The 23,706-nt window shown below is 61.5% G+C and carries 24 protein-coding genes; 14 read left to right on the top strand and 10 right to left on the bottom strand.

What is annotated here, in order from left to right:
- Window positions 1-3 precede the first annotated feature (3 nt).
- The 14 genes from AC2ISB_RS10870 (at window position 4) to AC2ISB_RS10805 (ending at window position 13,374) form a co-directional block, all read left to right on the top strand.
- Window positions 4-714: a hypothetical protein gene (locus AC2ISB_RS10870; protein ID WP_406736045.1), complete on the top strand. Its 711-nt coding sequence runs from the start codon at window positions 4-6 to the stop codon at window positions 712-714.
- A gap of 24 nt (window positions 715-738) precedes the next feature.
- The gene (gene ybgC / locus AC2ISB_RS10865; RefSeq protein ID WP_339108222.1) at window positions 739-1,140 is read left to right on the top strand and encodes a tol-pal system-associated acyl-CoA thioesterase; all 402 of its coding nucleotides are present in this window, start codon (window positions 739-741) and stop codon (window positions 1,138-1,140) included.
- 117 nt (window positions 1,141-1,257) lie between these two features.
- Complete coding sequence (tolQ, locus tag AC2ISB_RS10860; RefSeq protein WP_339108221.1) at window positions 1,258-1,953, top strand: protein TolQ; 696 nt, start codon at window positions 1,258-1,260, stop codon at window positions 1,951-1,953.
- Window positions 1,954-1,956: 3 nt separating this feature from the next.
- The gene (locus AC2ISB_RS10855) at window positions 1,957-2,427 is read left to right on the top strand and encodes an ExbD/TolR family protein (RefSeq protein WP_339108220.1); all 471 of its coding nucleotides are present in this window, start codon (window positions 1,957-1,959) and stop codon (window positions 2,425-2,427) included.
- Between the two features lie 25 nt (window positions 2,428-2,452).
- On the top strand, window positions 2,453-3,784 hold the full coding sequence (locus AC2ISB_RS10850; protein WP_486574996.1) for a cell envelope biogenesis protein TolA: 1,332 nt from the start codon (window positions 2,453-2,455) through the stop codon (window positions 3,782-3,784).
- A gap of 146 nt (window positions 3,785-3,930) precedes the next feature.
- Entirely contained in the window at window positions 3,931-5,259 is a 1,329-nt protein-coding gene (gene tolB / locus AC2ISB_RS10845; RefSeq protein WP_406721616.1) for a Tol-Pal system beta propeller repeat protein TolB, read from the top strand.
- Between the two features lie 66 nt (window positions 5,260-5,325).
- Window positions 5,326-5,859: a peptidoglycan-associated lipoprotein Pal gene (pal, locus tag AC2ISB_RS10840; RefSeq protein WP_339108217.1), complete on the top strand. Its 534-nt coding sequence runs from the start codon at window positions 5,326-5,328 to the stop codon at window positions 5,857-5,859.
- Window positions 5,859-6,701: a tol-pal system protein YbgF gene (ybgF, locus tag AC2ISB_RS10835; RefSeq protein ID WP_339108216.1), complete on the top strand. Its 843-nt coding sequence runs from the start codon at window positions 5,859-5,861 to the stop codon at window positions 6,699-6,701. The genes pal and ybgF overlap by 1 nt, the downstream gene beginning before the upstream one ends.
- A 9-nt stretch (window positions 6,702-6,710) precedes the next feature.
- Window positions 6,711-8,015, top strand: a complete 1,305-nt coding sequence (gene tilS, locus AC2ISB_RS10830; protein ID WP_486574994.1) for a tRNA lysidine(34) synthetase TilS — start codon at window positions 6,711-6,713, stop codon at window positions 8,013-8,015.
- Window positions 8,016-8,108: 93 nt separating this feature from the next.
- Window positions 8,109-10,022 (top strand): ATP-dependent zinc metalloprotease FtsH, encoded by a 1,914-nt coding sequence (gene ftsH, locus AC2ISB_RS10825; RefSeq protein WP_339108214.1) that lies wholly within the window; start codon window positions 8,109-8,111, stop codon window positions 10,020-10,022.
- 198 nt (window positions 10,023-10,220) lie between these two features.
- On the top strand, window positions 10,221-10,808 hold the full coding sequence (locus AC2ISB_RS10820) for an MOSC domain-containing protein (protein ID WP_486574991.1): 588 nt from the start codon (window positions 10,221-10,223) through the stop codon (window positions 10,806-10,808).
- Between the two features lie 163 nt (window positions 10,809-10,971).
- Entirely contained in the window at window positions 10,972-11,277 is a 306-nt protein-coding gene (locus AC2ISB_RS10815; protein ID WP_339108212.1) for a chorismate mutase, read from the top strand.
- Complete coding sequence (folD, locus tag AC2ISB_RS10810; RefSeq protein ID WP_339108211.1) at window positions 11,274-12,176, top strand: bifunctional methylenetetrahydrofolate dehydrogenase/methenyltetrahydrofolate cyclohydrolase FolD; 903 nt, start codon at window positions 11,274-11,276, stop codon at window positions 12,174-12,176. The genes AC2ISB_RS10815 and folD overlap by 4 nt, the downstream gene beginning before the upstream one ends.
- A 214-nt stretch (window positions 12,177-12,390) precedes the next feature.
- A complete protein-coding gene (locus tag AC2ISB_RS10805) occupies window positions 12,391-13,374 on the top strand; it encodes a LytTR family DNA-binding domain-containing protein (protein ID WP_486574989.1) in 984 nt (327 codons plus the stop codon).
- Here AC2ISB_RS10805 and AC2ISB_RS10800 read toward each other — a convergent pair.
- From AC2ISB_RS10800 to AC2ISB_RS10755, 10 genes are all read right to left on the bottom strand, one after another.
- Entirely contained in the window at window positions 13,371-14,681 is a 1,311-nt protein-coding gene (locus tag AC2ISB_RS10800; RefSeq protein ID WP_486574987.1) for a P-loop NTPase family protein, read from the bottom strand. The two genes, AC2ISB_RS10805 and AC2ISB_RS10800, sit on opposite strands and share 4 nt — an antisense overlap.
- 117 nt (window positions 14,682-14,798) lie before the next feature.
- Entirely contained in the window at window positions 14,799-15,305 is a 507-nt protein-coding gene (locus AC2ISB_RS10795) for an A24 family peptidase (protein ID WP_339108208.1), read from the bottom strand.
- Between the two features lies 1 nt (window position 15,306).
- Window positions 15,307-16,167: a tetratricopeptide repeat protein gene (locus tag AC2ISB_RS10790; protein ID WP_339108207.1), complete on the bottom strand. Its 861-nt coding sequence runs from the start codon at window positions 16,165-16,167 to the stop codon at window positions 15,307-15,309.
- Window positions 16,168-16,191: 24 nt separating this feature from the next.
- On the bottom strand, window positions 16,192-16,752 hold the full coding sequence (locus AC2ISB_RS10785) for a tetratricopeptide repeat protein (protein WP_339108206.1): 561 nt from the start codon (window positions 16,750-16,752) through the stop codon (window positions 16,192-16,194).
- A 14-nt stretch (window positions 16,753-16,766) separates the two neighbouring features.
- Window positions 16,767-17,747 carry a type II secretion system F family protein gene (locus AC2ISB_RS10780; protein ID WP_339108205.1) on the bottom strand — a complete coding sequence of 327 codons (981 nt, stop codon included), beginning with the start codon at window positions 17,745-17,747 and terminating at the stop codon, window positions 16,767-16,769.
- 24 nt (window positions 17,748-17,771) lie between these two features.
- Window positions 17,772-18,740, bottom strand: coding sequence for a type II secretion system F family protein (locus tag AC2ISB_RS10775; protein WP_339108204.1), 969 nt, complete (start codon window positions 18,738-18,740; stop codon window positions 17,772-17,774).
- A 2-nt stretch (window positions 18,741-18,742) separates the two neighbouring features.
- A complete protein-coding gene (locus AC2ISB_RS10770; protein WP_486574983.1) occupies window positions 18,743-20,182 on the bottom strand; it encodes a TadA family conjugal transfer-associated ATPase in 1,440 nt (479 codons plus the stop codon).
- 27 nt (window positions 20,183-20,209) lie between these two features.
- The gene (locus tag AC2ISB_RS10765) at window positions 20,210-21,478 is read right to left on the bottom strand and encodes a CpaE/TadZ family protein (protein WP_339108202.1); all 1,269 of its coding nucleotides are present in this window, start codon (window positions 21,476-21,478) and stop codon (window positions 20,210-20,212) included.
- A gap of 218 nt (window positions 21,479-21,696) precedes the next feature.
- A complete protein-coding gene (locus AC2ISB_RS10760; protein WP_339108201.1) occupies window positions 21,697-22,344 on the bottom strand; it encodes an OmpA family protein in 648 nt (215 codons plus the stop codon).
- Window positions 22,345-22,347: 3 nt separating this feature from the next.
- Window positions 22,348-23,703, bottom strand: coding sequence for a type II and III secretion system protein family protein (locus AC2ISB_RS10755; RefSeq protein ID WP_406721281.1), 1,356 nt, complete (start codon window positions 23,701-23,703; stop codon window positions 22,348-22,350).
- Window positions 23,704-23,706 lie beyond the last annotated feature (3 nt).

The raw sequence follows: 23,706 nt of genomic DNA, 5'->3' as shown, positions 1-23,706 counted from the left end.
ACCATGACCGAAGCCTGTAGCCTGACGCCCGAAGAGATCACCGCCCTGTTTACCCGCACGGATGGGCATTACCATTTCGCGCGCTGGGGCAGGCCGATCGTGCCGATCGTCTTCGGCGTGCAGGAAGAGACGCTGCAGATCATGAAAGGCGCTTTGGAGGCGGTCGTGGCGCTGTCGGGCCATAAGCTGGCCGAGACCGATCCGGAGCTCGGGGCCAATCTGATGATCTTCTTCTTCCGTGACTGGCAGGAACTCCTGGAGGTTCCGAACCTCGATCATATGCTGCCGGGTCTGCAGGATCTGGTTGTGCGTCTGGATGATGCGGGGGCGACCCATTACCGCACCTTCCGCTTCGATGATCAGGGGGCCATTCGGGCCTGTTTCAGTTTCGTGCGGATGGATGAGGCTATGGCCGAGGTGCCTGCCGAGACGATCGCGCTGGGGCAGGCGGTGCAGATGATTCTCGCATGGGGAAGCGAGGCATGGGCCGCGCAGTCTCCGCTGGGGCTGGCGCGCGGGGCCGCTGTGCTGCGCCCCGAGGTGGCGGCGCTGATTGCCGCCAGCTATGATCCGGTCATGCCGCCCGTGGCCGACGAGGCCGCCCATGCGCTGCGCCTTTTTGCCCGTGCCAATCTGATGCGCGAGAAAGCCGAGGCCGCCAGCGCCCGCATGGTGCAGGATATGGCCGAGGCGAAACTGGCCCCGAAAAACTAACGGATTCATAAGTAAGGTCTTGAGATGGCTTTTGAATTTCCGATCCGCGTCTATTACGAAGATACCGATCTGGCGGGGATCGTCTATTATGCCAACTACCTGAAATTCATCGAGCGCGGGCGCAGCGAATGGGTCCGGTCGCTTGGTGTGGATCAGGCGCGGATGAAGGCGGAGACCGGCACGGTGTTCGCCGTGCGCCGTGTCGAGGCCGAGTATCTCAAGCCTGCCCGATATGATGACGAGTTGGTTGTCTCGACCACGCTGCTGGCCGAAACTGGCGCGCGGATCCAGCTTGCGCAGGAGGTCAAACGCGCGGGAGAGGTGCTTTTTGCCGCGCAGGTCACCCTTGTATGCCTGAACGAGGCAGGGGCGGCGCAGCGGATATCTGCCGAAATACGCCGGAAGTTGGCTCCGAGCCTGCATTAGGTGCGCAATTTGGCCCTAGGTGACGTAGATGTTATGGCGTAGCCCCTTTATGTGCGCTAAAATCGCTGCCAATCAACCCGCGACAAACGCGGCCCCTATTTGACGAGCAGTAGACTGATGGAAACAGACGTGCTTGGCGCGGCGCAGCAGATGGATTTCTCGCTGCTTGCCCTTTTTGCCCGTGCCTCCCTAACCGTAAAACTCGTGGTGATCCTGCTGATGCTGTCCAGCTTCTGGTCTTGGGCGATCATCATCCGTAAATTCATCTCGTTCCGCGCGGCCCGCCGCGAGGCCGAGACTTTCGATCAGGCCTTCTGGTCGGGCGAGCCGCTGGACGAGCTGTTCGAGCAGATCGGCACCCGCCCCGATGGCGCGAGCGAGAAGATCTTTGCCGCCGGTATGCTGGAATGGCGTCGCAGCCACCGTCAGGACGGCAATCTGATCGCCGGTGCGCAATCGCGGATCGAGCGTTCGATGGATGTGGCGATCACCAAGGAAAGCGAGAAGCTCAATAACGGGCTGCCCTTCCTTGCAACGGTCGGTTCCACCGCGCCCTTCGTGGGTCTGTTCGGGACGGTCTGGGGGATCAAGGTGGCGTTCGAGGAAATCGCGATTTCGCAGAACACCTCGCTGGCCGTCGTGGCTCCCGGTATCTCCGAGGCACTGGTGGCCACGGCCCTCGGTCTGCTTGCGGCTATTCCTGCCGTGATCTTCTACAACAAGCTTTCGGGCGATGCCGACCGTATCGTTGGCGGCTACGAGGCGTTTTCCGACGAGTTCTCCACCATCCTGTCGCGCCAGCTGGACGCCTGATCCATGAGCGGCGGTGTGATGAAAAATTCCAGCCGGAGAGGGCGGCGCGGGCGCGGCAAGCATCAGGCGATGGCCGAGATCAACGTCACGCCGATGGTCGATGTGATGATGGTGCTGCTGGTCATCTTTATGGTGGCCGCGCCGATGATGACCGTGGGTGTGCCGCTGGAATTGCCGAAGACCTCGGCCAAGGCGGTGCCGACCGAACAGGAAGAGCCGCTGACCATTTCGCTGCAGCTGGATGGCACGGTGTCGCTGATGAACTCGACCGTGCCGGAAGACGAGCTTGTGGGCCGTTTGCAGGCGATCGCCGCCGAGCGGGACAGCAACAAGATCTACCTGCGCGCCGATGGCGGTATCAACTATGCCCGTGTGGTCGAAGTCATGGGCGCCCTGAATGGCGCGGGCTTCAACAATATCACTCTGGTGACCGAATCCGGTGGTCCGTCGCTGACGGGACCGGCGAAACAGTAAGCGCAAGGCACGCAACTTTATGCGGATGGAACGGGCAGATAAGATCGGCACTTGGGTGTCGGGGGTGGTCCATGCGGGGATCATCCTCTGGGCTGTCGTGGGGGATCTCCTGATCAAACGCGATCCGGTCGAGCCGATACAGATGACGCAGGTTTCGGTGATCTCGGATGCCGAATTCCAAGCGATGCAGGCGGCAGCTCCCAAAGCGGGCGAGGTGCAGGACACCGCGCCCGAAGCGATTGCCGCCCCGCAGCAGGACAGCTCTCCGGCAGAGGATGTGCCTGCCCCCGACGAGGCCCCCGATCCGGCCCCGCAGGAGGCTCTGGCCGAGCCGGTTGCCAAGCCCGAAGCCAAGCCCGATCTGTCGGAGGTCCAGACACCTGCCGAGCCGACAGAGGTGACGGAAGTCCCGCCCTCGATGATGCCGGACGTCGAAGTGCCGCAAGACACCTCGACCCCCGAATTCAGCCCGCGTCCGGTGCCCAAGCCCGCGCGGCGTGTGGCCCCCGATCCGCTGCCCACCCCCGCGCCCGAAGCCAAGGTGGCCGAGGTGCCGAAGGAGGCCACGCAAGAGGCCGAGGCGCCGAAGCCTGAAGAGCCGAAGGAAGAGGCGCAGGAGGCCGCGGCCCCCGAGGAGGCGGGCACCGAGATCGAGACCGAAGCCTCGAAGCCGGTGGAAGAGGCCAAGACATCGGCTCCGCCGGTCAGCCCCAAGCCGCGTACAAAGCCCGCTCCGCCGAAGAAGGAAGAGCCGAAGCCGGTGGAAACCGCAGCGGCTGACACGCCCAAAGCCGACACGCCGAAGCCGGTCGAGACGAAAGCCGAGAAACCGGCCGACAAGCCTGCGGCCAAGCCGGTCGAGAAAAAGGCGGATAAGCCTGCGGCCAAACCCGCCGAGAAGAAGACCGAAAAACCTGCTGCTGCTGCGAAACCCGCAGCCCCTTCGCCCAATACCGAGAAGGCGGTGCAGGATGCGCTTGCGCAGGCTCTGGGCGGTGAGGGCACGGGCGGCACCGGCAATGCGCCGATGGGCCCCCCGATCACCCGCGGCGAGAAAGAGGCGCTGGTTGTCGATGTGAAGCAATGCTGGAACGTGGGCGCGCTGTCCTCGGAGGCGCTGCGCACCACGGTGACGGTTTCGGTGCAGATGAACCAGAACGGCACGCCGATCATTTCGACGATCAAGATGATCGGGTCGTCGGGCGGGTCGGATGCGGCTGCCAAGCAGGCCTTCGAGGCGGCACGCCGCGCGATCGTGCGCTGTGGCTCGGATGGCTTCCCGCTTCCGGCGGAAAAATACGGGCGCTGGAAAACCATCGAGATGGATTTCAACCCCGATAGCATGAGGATGCGTTGATGCGGTTTTCAAGGAAATCGTCCGATCATCGCGAAATGTCGTGCGGATGTGATGCGCCCTGCGTCCATTCCGCGCTACAACCGACAAAACCTGCCCGTTCTGACCAGACGGGAACGGACCAGACAAGGAGTGTTTCGATGCTGCGTATGATGTTGGCCGGAGTGGCCGCCGCAAGTGTGATGACGGCGGGGCTGGTTGCGGCTCCGGCGATGGCGCAGGATGGCGAACCTCTGCATGTCGAGATTACCGATGGTGTGATCGAGCCGCTGCCCTTTGCCATGCCGACCTTCATCGCCGAAACCGGCGATGCCTCGAAGATTGCGCAGGATATCTCTAGCGTGATCCGTTCGGATCTGACCGGCACGGGCCTGTTCCGCGAGATCCCGCAAAACGCCCATATCCAGCGCTTCTCCAGCTTCGGCACGCAGGTGAACTATTCCGACTGGACCGCGATCAACGCGCAGGCGCTGATTGTGGGGGCTGTCTCGATGCAGGGCGGCAAGGCAGTCGTGAAATTCCGTCTTTTCGATATCTATTCGGGGGCCGAGATGGGGGAGGGCCAGCAACTGGCGGCCAGCCCGCAAAGCTGGCGGCGTCTGGCGCATAAGGTGGCCGATACCATCTATTCGCGCATCACCGGTGAGGGTGGCTATTTCGACAGCCGTGTGGCCTTCGTGTCCGAAAGCGGCCCGAAAAATGCCCGTCAGAAACGTCTGGCGATCATGGATTATGATGGCGCGAACGTGAATTATCTCACCGATTCCAGCACCATCGTTCTGGCGCCGCGCTTCTCGGCGGACGGGTCCAAGCTGATCTATACCACGTTCGAAACCGGCTTCCCGCGGATCAAGATGATGAATGTGGGCAATGTCAGTTCGCAGCTTCTGCCCGAGACCCCCGGCACGATGACCTTCTCGCCGCGCTTCTCGCCCGATGGCGGCTCGATCCTCTATTCGATGGAGCAGGGTGGCAATACCGACCTTTACCGGATGGGCATCAATGGCGGCGCACCGCAGCGCCTGACCAATAGCCCCGCCATCGAGACCGCGCCCTCTTACAGCCCTGACGGGTCGAAGATCGTGTTCGAATCCGACCGCTCCGGCACGCAGCAGCTTTATGTCATGAGCGCAAGCGGCGGCGAACCCACCCGTATTTCCTTTGGCGAAGGGCGCTATTCGACGCCGGTCTGGTCACCGCGCGGCGATATGATCGCCTTCACCAAGCAGCATGCGGGGCGCTTCCATATTGGCGTCATGCGCACCGATGGTTCGGAAGAACGCCTGCTGACCGCTTCCTTCCTTGACGAGGGTCCGACTTGGTCGCCCAATGGCCGTGTGATCATGTTCACCCGCGAAAGCCCCGGCGCGAACGGTGGTGCAAGCCTGTGGTCGGTGGATATTTCCGGCCGCAACCTGAAGCAGGTGCCGACGCCCGGCGCGGCCTCTGATGTGACGTGGTCACCGCTTCTGCAGTGACATTTCCAAGCCCGAAGAATACTGTTACCCTGCTCATGACGAGCACCTGATATGATGGAACGATCTATGAAAACCGCATTCAAAGCCGCCCTGCTGCTGAGCGCATTGGGCCTTGCCGCGTGTAACAATCCCGACCGCTTCGGCGATGGCTCGGGCGTGAATGATCCGGGCGGTGCCTATGGCAGCGGCTATGGGGACGGCTCGGTCAGCCAAGGCGATATCAACGACCCCAACTCGCCCGCCTATTTCCAGAAGAAAATCGGTGACATGGTGCATTTCATGGTCGACCAGTCGACCCTGTCGCCCGAAGCCACCCAGATCCTGACCCAACAGGCGCAATGGCTGAATGCCCACCCGAATTACACTGCCGTGATCGAAGGCCATGCCGACGAACAGGGCACGCGCGAATACAACCTTGCGCTGGGGGCACGCCGTGCAAGCGCGGCACAGGCCTTCCTGATCAGCCAAGGTGTCAGCGGCAACCGTCTGCGCACCGTGTCCTATGGTAAAGAGCGCCCGATCGCGGTCTGCTCGGCACCGGAATGCTACCAGCAGAACCGTCGCGCCGTGACGGTGATCGCACAAGGCGCGGGTTCCTGATGATGCGTGCGCTGAAGGGGGCGGTCTGTGGTTTGGCAATGATGGCGGGCCTGCCCGCCTTCGCGCAGGACCAGCAGTCTCTGGCCGATATCCGCTCGGAACTGGCGCAGCTCTCGGCGCAGGTGCAAGGCCTGCGTCAGGAGCTGGTGTCCTCCGGCTCTTCGGGACTTCAGGCGGCGGGCGGAGCCTCGGCGCTTGCAAGGATGGATACGATGGAGGCGTCGCTGTCGCGGCTGACCTCGCAGACCGAAGAATTGCAGAACAAGATCAATCGGGTGGTCAGTGATGGCACCAACCGGATTGGGGATCTGGAATTCCGTGTCTGCGAGATGGAGCAGGGTTGCGACATCTCCTCGATTGGTAAAACCGCGCCTTTGGGCGGGGCAGATAGCAGTGCTGCAGCGGCTCCGACGCCGGCAGCGTCCTCGAACGGGTCCGGCCAGTCCAGTGCCGATCTGGCGATGAATGAACAGTCGGACTTCGATCGGGCCAAGGGGGTGCTCGATCAGGGTGACTTTCCTCGCGCCGCGAAAGAGCTTGCGGCCTTTGCCCAATCCTACACGGGTGGCCCGCTAAGCGACGACGCGCTCTATTATCAGGGCGAGGCCTTGCAGAAATCCGGCGATACCGCAGGGGCGGCAAGGGCCTGGCTGAACGCTTTCTCGACCTATCCTGACGGGGATAAGGCACCGGAAAGCCTGACGAAGCTGGGCTGGGCTCTGGGTCAGCTTGGCCAGCGCAGCGAAGCCTGCACGGCCTTGGGACAGGTGGGGCAACGCTATCCGCAGGCGCAGGCCGTGTCCGAGGCCCGCGCGGAGATGTCGAAGCTCGGCTGTATGTGAGGCCCTTGCGTGTCCGATCATGACAAGACCCCGACTGCCGCGCCCTGTCGCGGCAGTTTGCCATTCGGGCCGCCCGTGCCCGAGGCGTTTGTGGCGGCCATGCAGGGCCACCGCGTGGGGCTGGCGGTTTCGGGGGGCGGTGATTCGATGGCGATGCTGCATCTGCTGGCGGGGCGGCTGGATCTGGCGGTGGTGACCGTCGATCACGGACTGCGTCCCGAGGCGGCCGATGAGGCGCGCATGGTGGGGCAGGTGGCCCGAAGCCTTGGCCTGCCGCATTGGACCCTACGCTGGCAGGCGCCATCGGGGGGTAATCTGATGGATCTCGCGCGGCGGGCGCGGATGGAACTGATGGGGGCTTGGGCACGCCAGCAGGGGGTCTCCCATATCGCGATGGCCCATACCGCCGATGACCAGATGGAAACCTTTTTCATGCGCCTTGCACGGGCCTCGGGGGTGCAGGGGCTGTCGGGCATGCGTCAGGCTTGGGTCGAGAACGGCGTCACGTGGCACCGTCCCTTGCTGGATCTCGGGCGTGAGGACCTGCGCGCCTATCTGCGCGGGATCGGTGCGCAATGGGCCGAGGACCCGTCAAACGACAACCCGAAATATGACCGCGTGAAGGTGCGCCAAGCGGCCCCGCATCTGGCGGCGCTCGGGATTACGCCCAAGGAGATCTGCCAGACGGTATCGCATCTGGCCCGCGCCGAAGAGGCCCTGTCGACCGCTTTGGCCGCGATGGTCGCGCGCCATGTGCAGATCGACCGTGGCGATGTGGTGGTCAGTCTCGAAGGGCTGGAGGGCGAAGTGCAGGGCGAATTCCGCCGCCGTCTCTTCGTGGTGATTCTCGGCTGGATCGGGGGCGGGGCCTATGCGCCGCGGGGCCCCAAGCTGGAGACCTTCTGCCGCGATCTCGCCCAGACCAGAACGCTGGCCGGTGTGCAGCGCAGCCAGAAGGGTGGCACCGTGCGCTTTACCCGCGAACTGGCGGCGGTGGCGCAACAGGTTGTGGCTGTGTCATCGGCGCAGATCACGCAATGGGACCGCTGGCGCGTTGGGCGTGATGGGCCAGAGGCACAGGGAGAGACGGGGGCTTACGCATGCAGGGGGCTGACCATCGCCGCTTTGGGAAAGGCAGGGATTGCGCAATGCCCCGACTGGCGCGCGACAGGGGTGCCACGGGCCTCGCTTCTGGCGAGTCCGGCGGTTTGGGACGGTCCGACACTGCTTGCGGCGCCCTTGGCAGGGCTTCCGAATGGCTGGAATGCAGAAATTGCGACCCCGTTCACCCGCTCAATGCTATTCACCCGTTGAACCCTGAGCCTAAATCCCTATTTTCAGATCAACGGCTTCCTGCCCGCTCATCCGGGCGTCGCAAGGATGTCAAAATGAATTGGAGGTTTTTCCTTGGGTAATGCGCGCAATCTAGCCTTTTGGGCCGTGCTGTTCGTGCTGATCCTCGCCCTGTTCAACCTGTTTGGGGATGGACAGAACGCGATGAATTCGCAGCAAGTCGACTATTCCGAATTTATTACGGCAGTCGATAAGGGCAATGTCAGCAATGTTCAGATCGATGGGGAGGATGTGCGCTATCAGCTCAAAGACGGCACGTCGACTTATTCCACCGTCAAACCTCTGACCGATCCGATCGCCGAGCGTCTGATCTCGCAAGGGGTGCAGGTCAAGGTGGTGAAGCAGGAGCAGTCGGGCTTCATGTCCCTTCTGGGCGTCTGGCTGCCCTTCCTCGTGCTGATCGGTATCTGGATCTTCTTCATGAACCGGATGCAGGGCGGCGGCAAAGGCGGCGCGATGGGCTTTGGCAAATCGAAAGCCAAACTGCTGACCGAAAAGCAGGGCCGCGTGACCTTTGATGATGTCGCAGGCATCGACGAGGCCAAGGAAGAGCTGGAAGAGATCGTGGAATTCCTGCGCAACCCGCAGAAATTCAGCCGCCTTGGTGGCAAGATCCCGAAAGGCGCGCTGCTGGTTGGCCCTCCGGGCACCGGTAAGACGCTTCTGGCGCGTGCGATTGCGGGCGAGGCGGGCGTGCCCTTCTTCACCATCTCGGGCTCTGACTTTGTGGAAATGTTCGTGGGTGTCGGTGCAAGCCGCGTCCGTGACATGTTCGAACAGGCCAAGAAGAACGCGCCCTGTATCGTCTTCATCGACGAGATCGACGCTGTGGGCCGCGCCCGTGGTGTCGGCATCGGCGGCGGCAATGACGAGCGTGAACAGACCCTCAACCAGCTGCTGGTCGAGATGGACGGCTTCGAGGCGAATGAGGGCATCATTATCGTTGCCGCGACCAACCGCCGCGACGTGCTGGACCCCGCGCTGCTGCGTCCGGGCCGTTTCGACCGCCAGATCCATGTGCCGAATCCCGATATCAAGGGCCGTGAGAAGATCCTGACCGTCCATGCCCGCAAGGTGCCGGTTGGTCCCGATGTCGATCTGCGCACCATCGCGCGGGGCACGCCGGGCTTCTCGGGGGCCGATCTGATGAACCTCGTCAACGAGGCGGCGCTGATGGCCGCGCGTGTGGGGCGTCGTTTCGTCACCATGGAAGATTTCGAGCAGGCCAAGGATAAGGTCATGCTGGGGGTCGAGCGCCGCTCGATGGTGCTGACGCCCGAGCAGAAGGAAATGACCGCCTATCACGAAGCCGGTCACGCGATTGTCGGCCTTGCGCTGCCCAAATGCGATCCGGTCTATAAGGCCACGATCATTCCGCGCGGTCAGGCCCTTGGTATGGTGGTCTCGCTGCCCGAGATGGACAAGCTGAACTACCATAAGGACGAGGCCAAGCAGAAGATCGCCATGACGATGGCGGGCAAGGCGGCCGAGATCAAGAAATGGGGCCCCGACCATGTGTCGAACGGTCCGGCCGGCGATATCCAGCAGGCATCGGCCATTGCACGGGCGATGGTGATGCGCTGGGGCATGTCCGACAAGGTCGGCAATATCGACTATTCCGAAGCGCATGAGGGCTATTCCGGCAATACCGCAGGCTTCTCTGTCTCGACCGCGACCAAACAGCTGATCGAGGACGAGGTGCGCGAGTTGATCGAGGAGGGCTATCGCGAGGCGGTCCGCATCATCAACGAGCGCGAAGAGGAATGGGAACGTCTTGCGCAGGGCCTCTTGGAATACGAGACCCTCACCGGCGAGGAAATCAAGAAGGTCATCCGGGGCGAGACGCTGGGCGGGGACGATGATACCCCCTTGGGCGGCCTGCCGACCGTCAACTCGATCTCCAAGACCAAGCCCGAGACCTCCGGCGAGACCGCTCCGGAGACGGGCGAGACCGATCCCAAAGCGTGATGCCTTCGGGAGATTTTACAAAAGGCCGTCCTTCGGGGCGGCCTTTTTTGCAAAGGGGCCGGATGTGGCGGCCAAGGTATCGCCCGAACTCTTCGTGTCAGGGCAAAGCTGCGAACGTAACGACGGATCTTGACCTTTCCGCTATGCGGTCCAAGCATGGGTCTGCTGCGTGCTTGCGGTGATTTGACAGGATTATTCATGCCCGCCTTGAAGCCGACGGGGTATCGTGCCGAGATTGTCTGGCTTGGGGTCGTGCCCGAGGGGCAGATGGAGTCGGTGGCGCGGACCGAGCTTGAACTGGATTTCGACGGCCCGCTGGGGGAGGCCCATCGCGGTCGCACACGGCCTGCCTGCTCGCGGGTCAGTGCGCAATTTGCCAAGGGCACGATTATCGCCAATACCCGCCAGATGACGCTGCTTTCTGCCGAGGAAATGGCCGAGACTGCGTTTGCCATGCGCATTCCCGAGCTGCGTCCCGAATGGGTGGGGGCGTCGGTCGTGCTGCGCGGGTTGCCGGATTTTTCCCATATTCCGCCATCGTCACGTCTGCAAAGCGAAGAGGGTGTGGCGCTGGTGGTGGATATGGAGAACCGGCCCTGCGTGCTGCCCGGCACCATCATCGAGGCGGTGCATCCCGGGAAGGGCAAGGCCTATAAGCCTGCGGCCACGGGGCGGCGCGGTGTGACGGCCTGGGTGCAGCGTCCGGGACGGCTGGCACTGGGGCAGAGCTTGCAGCTTTGGGTGCCGGACCAACGCGCATGGTCGAAACTTCAGCACGATTGGTAGGATCAGGCCTTTATCGCGATCTTTCATGGGACAAGAGCGCAATATCGACATGACCTGTCGATCGCGGGCTTGTCCGCCTGTGCTGGGGATGTAATAGGTAGCGCCATCAATGTAAGCGGCGTCAATCTTTGTGCCGCCGGATAGATAAGCAGTGGATTGTCCTATGAAAGATCCGAAGACCATTCCCTCGATGAAAGAGCTGCGCGAGCAGATCGACTGGCTCGACCGCCAGATTGTCGAGCATCTTGCCTATCGTCTGACATTGATTGATCGCGCAATCGATCTGAAGCCGGAAGAGGATATGCCGGCACGGATCGAAGAGCGGGTCGAGGATGTTGTCGCCAAGGTCAAAGCGCATGCCGCGCAATGTAACGGCGATGTTGAACTTTTCGAGCAGCTTTATCGCATCATGATCGAGGCGTCGATCCAGCGCGAAGAGCGTGTTCTTGGCACGGGAGACTTTGAATGACTGCGACGATCATTGACGGCAAGGCCTTCGCGGCCTCGGTGCGCGAGAAGGTGGCCGCTCAGGTCAGCCGCCTGAAAGCCGATCACGGTATTACGCCCGGTCTGGCTGTGGTGCTGGTGGGGGAAGACCCCGCATCGGAAGTCTATGTGCGCAACAAGGGCAAGCAGACCGTCGAGGTCGGCATGAATTCCTACGAGCACAAGCTGCCTGCCGAGACCTCCGAGGGGGAATTGCTGGAGCTGATCGCGCGTCTCAATGCCGATCCTGCCGTGCATGGTATTCTGGTCCAGCTGCCGCTGCCCAAACATCTCAACGAGGATCTGGTCATCAATTCGATCGATCCGGCCAAGGATGTCGACGGCTTCCATATCTCCAATGTCGGGCTTCTGGCGACGGGGCAGAAATCCATGGTGCCCTGCACGCCGCTGGGCTGTCTGATGATGCTACGCGATCATCATGGCGCGCTTTCGGGGCTGAATGCCGTTGTGGTGGGGCGGTCGAATATCGTGGGCAAGCCGATGGCTCAGCTTCTGCTGCGCGATAGCTGCACGGTGACGGTGGCGCATTCGCGCACTAAGGATATCGAAGAGATCTGCCGCCGCGCGGATATTCTGGTGGCCGCTGTTGGCCGTCCTGAAATGATCAAGGGCGATTGGGTCAAACCGGGTGCCACGGTGATTGACGTTGGTATCAACCGCATTCCGGCCCCCGAAAAGGGCGAGGGCAAGCACCGTCTGGTCGGGGATGTCGACTTTGCATCGGCGGCCGAGGTGGCAGGGGCCATCACACCGGTTCCCGGAGGGGTTGGGCCGATGACCATCGCCTGCCTGCTGGCCAATACCCTGACCGCCTGCGCCCGCGCCAATAACCTGCCCGAACCGGAGGGGCTGACGGCCTGAGCCGCCAAGGGGCAGGGGTCGAATCAACCGTAAATTGAACCTTTGACAAACGCCGGAAAATACCCCCGGCGTTTGTCTCGTTTTTGCGACGTTCGCAAAGGTGCAATTATTTTTGTTTATTCTGGAGCGCAGAACAGGAATTACTCTGGGCTCATGACAAAGGCATTCGCTTTAGCGGATGGGACAGGGCACGCCAAGCAAGAGGTCCCTTACGATGTGGAGCACCTATCTTCGTTCACTGAGCGTGCCGACGCTGCTTCTGACTTGGGGCGCCGCGTCGGTGTTCGGGATATTGGGCGGGCCGTTTGGCACATTCGAATGGCTGACTTTCGGTGAAAGGCTGGTCTACTGGCCGTCGCTCTGGGCCTTCGGTATTCTGATCGGCTGCGGGTTCCGGCTGCTTTACGAGACGGTTCTGGGGGTCCGGCAGTTCTGGCGTTATGTGCTGCTGGAATCGGTCAGCGTTGGCGTCATCATGGCGTTTCCCTATCTGGCGCTGCTGTCCTATTTCGCGGATATGGCGCGTGCAAACCTGCCCAGCCTGCTGGAACTTGGGGCCTATAATTTTGCGATGACATTCTTTTGTGTCACATTGCGGCGCGTGTTCTACCCGCAAGAGCAAGAGCAAGAGCAAGAACAAGAACAAGAGCAGGCAGATCTGCCGTCATCGCAGGGCGATCTCTCCCCTGAAGATCCGCCTTCTGTCGTGGGGGCACCTGCGCAGATACCGTGTCAGCCGGTAAACGTCCGCCCGCCGCAAACCGGCCCGTCCGATATTCTGCCTGCCGAATATGCCCCCGTGCCATTTGCACCGGCTCCGAGGCCGCAGCCTGCCCACCGCCCACGCCTGCTGGAGCGGTTGCCGGAGGAATATCATGGCGATATCTGGCATCTGCAAAGCCGCGACCATTATGTGCATGTCACCACCTCGCAGGGGTCGCATCAGGTTTTGATCCGGCTGGCTGACGCCATCACCGAACTGGACGGTGTGGAAGGGCTGCAGGTGCACCGGTCGCATTGGGTGGCCGAAGATGCGGTGACAGAGGCCCGCAAAATGACCTCCAAGGCAAAGCTGACCCTGCGCAACGGGGCTGTGGTGCCGGTGTCGCGCACCTATCTGTCCAATGTCGAGGATGCCGGTCTTTTCGACCTGCCCCTGCCGCCCGCAGAGCCGTCGCCGCAGATGCGTGTGTCCTAATGTAGGATCTCTTCGTCACGCACGAACATATTGGCCCATGCGCGGTCGATCAGCTCGGGCGACATCTGCCGCGGAAGGCCTTCGAATTTACAGATCTCGATCATCTGGTCGATCAGGAAGATCGGCTGATAATTCGCGTAGATATTGTTGATACTGGGGTATTTCACCTTCAGCAGATGGAGCAGGGCAGCTTCGTTCAACGGCATCTGGCGTTTATTCGCGACGAGTTTGAAGATCTTGAGGAAATCCCGCTGATTGGGGCCGTCGATCTTGATCTTGAAGAAGATACGCCGCAACGCAGCCTTGTCGAAGATGGCATTGGGGTGGAAGTTGGTGGAGAAAATCGCCAATGTATCGAAAGGCACCTCGAATTTCTCGCCTGATTGCAGCGCGAGGATATCACGGCTTTCCTCAAGCGGCACGATCCAGCGGTTCACCAGCTTCTGTGGTGGCTCGGACTGGCGGCCAAGGTCGTCGACGATGAAGACACCGCCCGAGGCTTTCAACTGGAGGGGCGCGGTATAGGTGCGCGCCGTCGGGTTGAATTTGAGATCTAGCATATCCAGCGTCAATTCGCCCCCTGTGATGACGGTCGGGCGTGCGCAGAGCACATAGCGGCGGTCAAAACGTGGCCCTGCGCGGCGCAGCGCTGTCGGGTCTTCTTCGGGGATCGGGGCCTCGGTATGGATGATGGGGTCGAAGACGGTGATGATCTGCCCCGAATATTCAATGGCGCGGGGGATATAGATCTGGTCGCCGAGCGCGTCGCGGATCCCGTTGGAAATCGAGGACTTCCCGTTGCCGGGCGGGCCATACATCAGGATCGAGCGCCCCGAGCCGACCGCAGGCCCTAGCTGGTCGATCAGATCCGGCGGCAGGACAAGGTGCCCCATCGCCTGCAACAGCGCCTCGCGGGTCAGTTGGATATTGCGGATGGACTGGCGTTTGACCTGCGCGCGATACTGCACCAGCGGCACGGGAAGCGCGCCGTAATATTCCGACTGCGCCAGCGCGTCCAGCGCGCGGGCGCGACCGGCATCCGAAAGCTGGAAGGCCATCTCGTTGCCGGAATTGGCATGCAGCGTTCCCATCGCTTCGACAAGGCGCTGCTCGCGGGCCAGATCGATCAGCTCTTGCAGCAAGGTGGTTGGCAGGCACATCAGGGCGCCCAATGCGGTCAATGTGGTCTGATTGGTGCGGAACATCGTCTTCAGAAGAAGGTCGCGCATCATCACAAGGCTAAGCCCCGTCTCCGACAGGCTGCGCGGTGTCTGCGGGGCCGTAATCGGGCGGAGCATCATATTCATGGCAGAAACCTTTTCCTCACACATGGTCACCGGAACGACAGACATACAGATATGTCTGGGCAGAAGGTGACGCCGCATTATGGCCGAATTCGGGAAAAATGCGGGCGTGGGGTGGTCTTATGCCGCCGCCAGAACGGCAAGGGCCAGATAGATCCAGAGGGCCAACGCCAGCCCGACGCCAGCGGGGGTGCGTTTGGCGGTCCAGCTGCGCCAGCCGGAGGTCGCACGGGTCAGGGCGGGCAGGCGTTTGAGCAGTTGATGCAACCCCAGCCCCGCCAGCAAACCGACCGAGAGGCAGATCATCGCCAGCGAGATCTGCCCCGGCTCATGCGAGACAAAGAGCGCGGCGACCGACACGAATTTCACGTCCCCCGCGCCAAAGCCTGCAAAGGCAAAAAGCGCGAAACCGATGGCCAAGACCACGGCAAAATTGACCCACCGCCATGCCCAGACCTCTGGAGGTAGCACCGCCAGCCCCAGAAAAACAAAGATCCCCGCCGTGGTATAGACCGCGACATTGCGGATTTTCATGTCCCGCAGGTCGGTGGCGGCCACCCAGAGGCAGACCGGTGTCATCGCCAGCAGGAAAAGGCAGGCTGCTGCAAACGGAGGCGCGGCAAACATGTCAGGCCTTGACCTTATTGGCGTCAAGCGCGGCCAAGGCACGGGCGGCCTCTTCGAAATATTGGGGGTTGGTGTCAACAGCCTCCTGCAGGAGGCTGCGCCCGGTATTCACATCGCCCTGCTTGATGGCCGAAAGCGCCGCCGTATACAGCAACTGGGCCCGCTCGGTCTGGGTCATGTCGACCACCGGCAGGTCATATTTGCGTTGCGCGGCACGGGCCAGAACGAGGTTGTTCTTGGTGGTGAAGCTGGACGGGTCATAGGTCAGCGCTTCAGCAAAAAGCTTTTCGGCGGATTTGGCATCGCCACGGGTCAGTTTCGAGAAGCCCCAGTTGTTCAGCACACCGGCGGGGCGGGTTGTCAGCCCGACAGCCGTATCATAGAAACTATCGGCCTTTTTCCACTGCTTGCCGCTATCGGCCACCATCGCTTCCAGCCGGTAGCGGTCATATGTCTCGTAGGTGGGCGGCACCGTGTTGAGCGTGGCCTTCGCGCCCGCCCAATCATTGCTGCGGATCTGGGCATCGGCAAGACCGACCTTGTCGGCATCCGTGGCACCGGGCATGGCCAGCACCGCCTGCCAGACCTTCACGGCCTGATCATGCTGTTTGGCCCGCACCAGAGACTTCGCCAGCCCCCGCTTGAGGTCGATCCGGTCGGGGTTTTCGTTGGCAGAGCGCTGGAAATATTTCACAGCCTCCTTCGGGTCGCTGACAGTCAGCATGATATCCGACAGGTTCGTTTCGTCGATCGCATTGACGGTCTTGAAGGCCTCGGCCTCCTTGGCACTGTCGCTGGCACCGCAGGCGGCAAGCATCAGCGCGCCTCCCAGCAGGGCGGTCATCACGATAATCTGGCGCATGGTGTTGCGTCCTCTCGCTCGGCCTCAATGCTTGGTCAGCAGCAGGTATTCACCATGCCCGCGCCGCACCAGCTTGAATGTCTGTTCTTGCGGAGAATCATATACCGGTTTGTCGATTTTTGCGAGCGCGCGCATAAGGTTTTCTCGGATCGCGTCAGATTCGCCATTATCAAGACCATAGGCGATGCGGAAGGTCCGCGCGGCCTCGGCGACCTTGCCCTCTTCCATCAGCACAACGCCCAGATTGTTCCAGGCGGGCACGAATTTCGCGTCTTTTTCGGTGGCACGGCGCAGGATCTGTTCCGCCTGTCCCAAGCGCCCGAGTTTGAGATTGGCCGAACCGATGGCCGACAGCGTGTCCACCGTGGCCCCGTGTTCGGCCATCGCGCGGTAATAGGCCTTGAGCGCCAGATCATATTCGCCCGCTGCCATCAGGCGATGCCCGACGATCAGCCCGTCCACCCCGTCGCCATCCGCATAGCCCGGTGCATAGGGCGATTGCGAGGTGCCGAAGGGCAGCGGCACGCAGCCAGCGAGCGCGGCAGACAGACAGGCAAGGGCAATCAGGCGTCGGGTGGCGGGCATCGGGCTCTAGAGCGTCAGAAGTTGCTGAAGCTGTTTATCATATCATAGACCGAAGGCCCAACAAGGATGATGAGAAGCGGTGGCACGGTGAACGCCATTGTGCCCAAGGTCATTTTTGTCGGGATCTTGTTGGCCGCTTCCTCGGCGCGCATGATCCGTTTGTCGCGCATATCGGCGGCATAGATGCGCAGGGCCTCGGCGATAGAGGTGCCGAATGTCTGCGACTGGATCATGACGGTGGCGAAGCTCTGGATGTCGCTCACGCCCGAGCGTTCCCCGAAATTGCGCATCACGGTGGCTTTGTCCTTGCCCGCCTTGATCTCGTAGGCGATCAGACCGAATTCCTCGGAAATGGCGGGGCAGGAAGTGGCCAGTTCGCGGGCCACGCGGATGATGCCCTGATTGAGCGACTGTCCGGCCTCGACACAGACCAGCAGCATGTCCAGCGCATCGGGAAAGCCGTTCTGCAATTCGGCGGTGCGGGCTGCGACACGGCTGTTGACCCATTGTTTCGGACCAAAATATCCCACAACGCCCGGTCCCATGATCAGGCCGATCATCGCCGCAGGTTCCAGCGGGTCGGTATTGGTGAGGGTGAGATAGACCGTGATCAGCGCCCCCAGCGCAAGCCCGCCAATCGCCGCCGAGGCTTGGGTTGCGTGGAAGCTGCGCACGGCATTCGGGCCGCGATAGCCCGCGCTTTGCAACCATTTCTTGGCGGCCGACATTTCCTTTTCGTTTTGCGGTTCCAGAAAACCGGCAAACCGTTCCAGCGCGTCATTGCCGCTGCCTTCGCGCAGTTTTGCGGGGCTTCTTGTGGCCGTTACCGGCTGCGAATTGCGCCGCTGTTGGGCGATCTTGTCCAGCGGATCGCTGCGCCGTTTGAGCAGAAAGGGCAGGGTGGCAAGGATCAGCCCGCCCGCCAGCACCAGAAGCGCGATCATCGGTCCTAGCGGGCCAAGGGATTGGGTCAGGAATTGGGAGAGCGCGCTCATGGGGGTCTCTTTGAAAAGCGGGGCTTAGACTTTGATATTGGTCATGATGCGCATGAACAGCACATTCATGCCCAGCAGGACGAAGACGGCAATGGCCAGAGGCAGGAACATATCGGAATCCTTGACCTTGTCGTAATAGGTGGGCGAGACGATCAGGATGCCCGCCAGCACCACCAGCGGAAAGCCCGAGAGGAACATGCCCGACCATTTCGGCTCGGCGGTAATGGCTTTCACGCGACGGAACAGACGGAACCTTGCGCGGATCACTTTGGACAGCCCGTCGAGCACCTCGGCAAGGTTGCCGCCCGATTGCTGCTGGATCGATACCGCCACGGCGAGGAAGCGCAGATCCTGCATGTCCAGCCGTTGGGCCAGATCGCGCAGGGCATCGGCCACGGGGCGGCCATAGGCGGCCTCGTCCGCGATCATCCCGAATTCGGTGCCCAGCGGGTCGGGGATTTCTTTGGCCACGGCTTGGATGGCCGAGGAAAGCGGATGCCCCACCCGCAGGCTGCGTACCATCAGTTCGATGGCATCCGAAAGTTGTTCTTCGGCCAGGGCCATGCGTTTCTTCGCCTTGCCAGAGACCCACAGGAACACCGCGCCGCACCCCATTGCCACCGAAAGCAGCAGACGTGTAGGCAGGTCCACCGTCAGCCCGACCGAGAGGCCCGCAAAGACCACAAGGCTCATGGCCGCCATGACCCCCATCAGCGCCTGCGGGCTGAAGGCGATATTGGCCTTTTGCGCCTTGTCGGCCAGCAGCGAATAGAAGGGGATGTTGCGCCCCTTCTCGTGCTGCGTCACCTCTTTGCGCAGCTGTTCCAGCACTTCTTCGCGGCGACCGCCCTTTTCCAGCATATCGATGCGGCGGTTGACGCGCCGCGACAGCGAGATCGACTTGCCGAAGACCAGCAGATAGATGCCCTCGACCAGCAAGAGCACCGCGATGAAGATCACCGCATAGATGGCAACGGTGGAAATCGCGCCCATGCTCAGCCCTCCACGGGTTCATAGATCGAGGCAGGCAGGTCATAGCCCCATTGGCGGAACCGGTCGGAGAAATGCGACCGCACGCCCGTTGCGGTGAACCGCCCGATGATCTTGCCCTCCGGCGTCAGGCCGAGGCGCTCGTAGCGGAACAGTTCCTGCATCGAGATCACATCGCCCTCCATGCCGGTGATCTCCGAGATCGAGGTCATCCGGCGCGAGCCGTCCTGCAGACGCGAGGCCTGCACCACAAGGTTCACAGCCGAGGCGATCTGTGCGCGCATCGCCTTGATCGGCATCTCGATCCCTGCCATCGCGATCATGTTCTCCAGCCGCGACATCGCATCGCGGGCCGAGTTCGCGTGGATCGTGGTCATGGACCCGTCATGGCCGGTGTTCATCGCCTGCAGCATGTCGATGACCTCCTCGCCGCGGGTCTCGCCCACGATGATCCGGTCGGGGCGCATCCGGAGCGCGTTCTTCAGACAGTCGCGCGGCGTCACCGCCCCACGCCCTTCAACATTGGGCGGGCGGCTTTCCATCCGGCCCACATGGGTCTGTTGCAGCTGGAGTTCGGCGGTATCCTCGATGGTCAGGATACGCTCGGAATTGTCGATGAAAGACGACAGCGCATTGAGCGTGGTGGTCTTGCCCGAGCCGGTCCCGCCCGAGACGATGACATTCAGCCGTGTCGAGACGGCGGCCTGCAGATAGGCGGCCATCTCCTCGGTAAAGGCGCCGAACCCGACCAGATCGTCAATGCCCAGCTTGTCTTTCTTGAATTTCCGGATGGAAACCAGCGAGCCATCCACCGCAATCGGCGGCACCATCGCGTTGAAGCGCGACCCATCGGCCAGACGGGCATCGACATAGGGGTTGGATTCATCGACACGGCGCCCCACGGCCGACACGATCTTGTCGATGATCCGCATCAGGTGGCGTTCGTCCTTGAAAACGGTGTCGGTCAGCTCCAGCTTGCCGCCGCGTTCCACAAAAACCTGTTGCGGGCCATTGACCAGAATATCGGACACCGTCTCGTCTTTAAGCAGCGGTTCGAGAGGTCCAAGCCCCATCACCTCGTCATAAAGCTCGCCGATCAGTGTCGTGCGCTCGCTTGCGGTCAGGGCGATACCGGCATCTTGCAGGACTTCGGCCCCGATCGCGGAAATTTCCGAGCGCAGATCGGATTCGCGCGCCGTTTCCAGCGCCGCCAGATTGAGGTCTTCGAGCAGGCGGGTATGGATTTCGGTTTTCAGCTCGCCCAGCTTCTGGCGACGACGGCGGTCCTTGTCCTGCGGCTCTGCCTGCGCGGGCGCTGCGGGCGCTATGCGGCGGGTGACCAGCGGGGCTTTCTCCACCACGGGTTCGACCGTCGGGGCCTTGTCGACCGTAGCGGCGGGGGGCGGGGCAGGCTGGGCGGTTGGCTTTTTGTAACGCGAGAACATATCTGTCCTTTCCGATCCCGTCCGGGATCAGCCCTGTGCAGCCTTCGCAGCGTGGTTACGGTCGTAGACGCTGCGCGCCAGCTTCTGATATTCGCGCCGTAACGGCGCTTTGGCGGCCGTTTCGGCAAGGGGCTGGCCGTGATCATTGGCCTGCGTGATGGCGCGCCCCCCATCGGGCAAGTGCAGCTCGATCGTGATATCAAGGCTTTCGGCCAGACGTTTGACGCGCGACTTGCCGGCCAGATCGGTGAATTTCGGTGCGCGGTTCAACACGTAGCGCAGCTTCTCGACCGGCAGATCCTCGGCCTGAAGCGCACGGATCATCCGCAGCAGGTTCTGGGCCGAGCGCATATCCAGTTCCAGCATGGCGAAATACAGATCGGAGGCCGACAGCACCGTTTCGGTCCATTGCACGACGGTTGACGGCATGTCGATGATCACGAAGTCGAACTGGCTCTGTGCCATCTTGATCAGCCGCGAGATGTCCTCGGTGCTCGGCAGATCCAGTGGCAGCATGTCCGCAGGGGCCGTGAACACATGCAGCTTGTCCTGATAGACCTGAAGCGCCTGATGGAACAGCTCGGCATCCATCTGCGCGGTGTTGCTGAGCGTGTCGAAAATGATCTCGCGGCGCGGCAGGTCCAGATAGGTGGAAATCGTGCCGTATTGCAGATCCAGATCGATCACGCAGACACGCGGCGCTTCGGGGAGCGCGGTGCGTTTCTTGCCGCTTGCGCCAGGATTGCAGGCCAGCTCCCATGCCAGATTGACGGCAAAGGTCGATGCACCCACGCCGCCTGCCATGCCATGAACGGCCAACACCGCGCCGTTGCGATCTTGACTGGTTTTGCGTGGCTGGGCGGGGGCGAAATCCTCGACGGTATCCTGGGCATGGCCCAGCCGGTGGATGGCCTCGTGCAGCGCGCCTTCGGGCAGGGGATAGGGGACGAAATCATCCGCCCCCAGACGCAGCAGTTGGTGCAGCGCGATCGGCGAAAGCTCTTCGGCGATCAGAATGATCCGCAGCCCTTTTTCCTTGGCGGTCGTGATGATGCGCGTGATGCGGTCAAGATTGATCTCGTCATCCTCGTCCACGGCAATCGCCAGAAATTCCAGCGTTTCGGCATCGGGCTGGTTGAGAAACAAAAGCGTGTCATCAAAGCCGAGATCGCCCCAGCTTTCGCCAAGTTCGGCTTCCATATCCTCGATCAGCAGATTGAAGTTCGACACATCACGCGACACGGTGCAGGCCACCAGCGGCGCCGGCTCCGGGCTTAGTATAGGTGCTGCACTCATCTGCCTGACGTCCCTTCCGTTTTCGGTCCTCGGAGTGACCATAGGGTGACCCGCCGCGACTCGGTCGCAGGGGCCTCGCTTTGGCTCAAGATCATGCCGAATCTTGGCAAGATTGCGGCCAGACTGTTTCAATTGTGGGGATATAGGCGACGATCATGATAACAGGCGGCCCTTGTTTCCACGGACCACCTGCTGCAAGACATTCGTAACTATGCTTCTTATTTCGCGCCTGTGACCGTTCCGACCGATGTAGACTCACCGCCCGTAAGTTGTGTGGGGGGCTGCGCGCTTGTCACGTAATCACGGAAAACGATCTGCGCGTATTTCCCGTTCATCACCATCGGATTGCTTTCCACAAAGCCCGAGACTTCGGTGACGGTGCGGCGGTTCTGTTCGTTCGGGGCATTGGTCAGAACCAGCGGCTGTGTTTTGCCATAGCTTACGATGGCTTCTAGTCTTGATCTGGAAATCCCTTGCGATGTCAGGTAGTTGACCGCAGCTTTCGCGCGTCGCAGACCAAGTGCCTTGTTATAGGCGTTCGACCCGACAAGGTCGGTGTGACCATAGACACGGAAGCGCACCTCGGGGAACTGGCGGATAAACTTGGCCTGCTGGGCCAGAATCGCACGGGCTTCCGGTGTCAGCACGGCCGAATTGAAGGCGAAGTTGATCGTGGTGGGGACGCTGGCATTGAACTTGCTGTTCAGGTTGACCGCAAAATCCTGAGGATTGGTCATAACCTGAAGGTTGTGCGCCGTGGCGGACCCGTAGCCGGTACTTCCCAGAGAATTCCCGATCTCCTGGCTGCATCCCGCAAGGGTCAGCGCCGCTGCGCAAAGCGTAAGTGTGAAAGCCGAACCGTGCATCTGTTATTCCATCATATAACCGTAAGAGCCGGAATAATCCTGCTTGGCGACTTCGGCGGCAGCCCCGCTGACCGGACGCCCCGTGGTCTTGCCAAAGAGGAACATATCCGATTCCGAGGGGAGCTTCACCCGATCCGTCGGCAGGGCATAGGCCATGCCTTTGGTCGGCGTGACAAGATGCGGGGTGACGATGATCACCAGTTCGGACTGCTTGCGCTCGTATTCGCTTGAACGGAACAGCGCGCCCAGAACCGGCACGTCGCCCAGCCACGGCACCTGATCGTTCAACCCGTTGAAATCATCTTGCAAAATACCCGCGATAGAGAAGCTTTCTCCGTCCCGCATCTCGACCGTCGTAGAGGTTTCGCGCCGCTTGAAGGCATTCACCGAGAAGCCGCCCGATTCCATCGTCACGCTGGTATCGATGGCCGATACCGCAGCCTTCATTTCCAGATTGATGACACCGTCATCAATGACGCGGGGAATAAAGGTCAGCTCGACGCCGAAGGGCTTGTATTCGATAGCGATGCCATCATCGTCGACCACCGGAATCGGGTATTCGCCACCGGCAAGGAAATGCGCTTCCTGTCCGGACAAGGCGGTCAGGTTCGGTTCGGCCAATGTGCGCACGACGCCCTTGGATTCCAGCGCCTCAAGCAGCACGTTCATTTCGAAGGTGCCACGGGTCAGGCTGAGCCCGAACTGCCCGCCTTCACCACTATTGGTCGCATTGGTCAAAGAGGTGCTGGCATTGCCACGGGTTAGGCCCAAGCCAATGGAAGCATTCAGGTTTTTTGCCACAGAACGCTGCATTTCGGCAAAGCGGACCTGCAGCATCACCTGCTGGGTGCCGCCTACGGTCATCAGGTTTGACACGCGGTCGGGTGCATAGCGGTTGGCCAGATCCAGCGCCCGATCCAGCTTGCCGGTCGAAGACACGGTGCCCGAGAGCACGATACCATCATTGGCCGTGCGGACTTCGATATTCTCGCCGGGCAGGATCTGTTTCAGCCGCTCTTTGAACTCGGCGATATCCGGTGTGACCTGCACTTCGACATTCGAGATGAGTTTACCATCCGCGCCCAGAATGGTCATTGTCGTGCGCCCGGGAAGCTTGCCCAGTACATAGATCGTGCGGTCGGACAGCGTGGTGATATCGGCAATACCGGGATTGGCGATGGATAATTCGGTGAAAGGCTGGTCGCTCTCCACCACCACAGCACGGTTCATCGGCACGGCCAGCGGTGCGGATGAGGCACCGGACATAACGCGCAATGTTTCGGCATTGGCGGCGCAAACCACGCCGAGGCCGCAAGACAAAGCCAAAAGCCCTGCCGTGAAGAAAGTCTTTAGGTTCATTGT

This window comes from Thioclava sp. NS-SX20 (genome assembly GCF_057380695.1).
The sequence above is the reverse complement of the archived record's forward strand: the minus strand, read 5'-3'. Positions and strand labels throughout refer to the sequence as shown.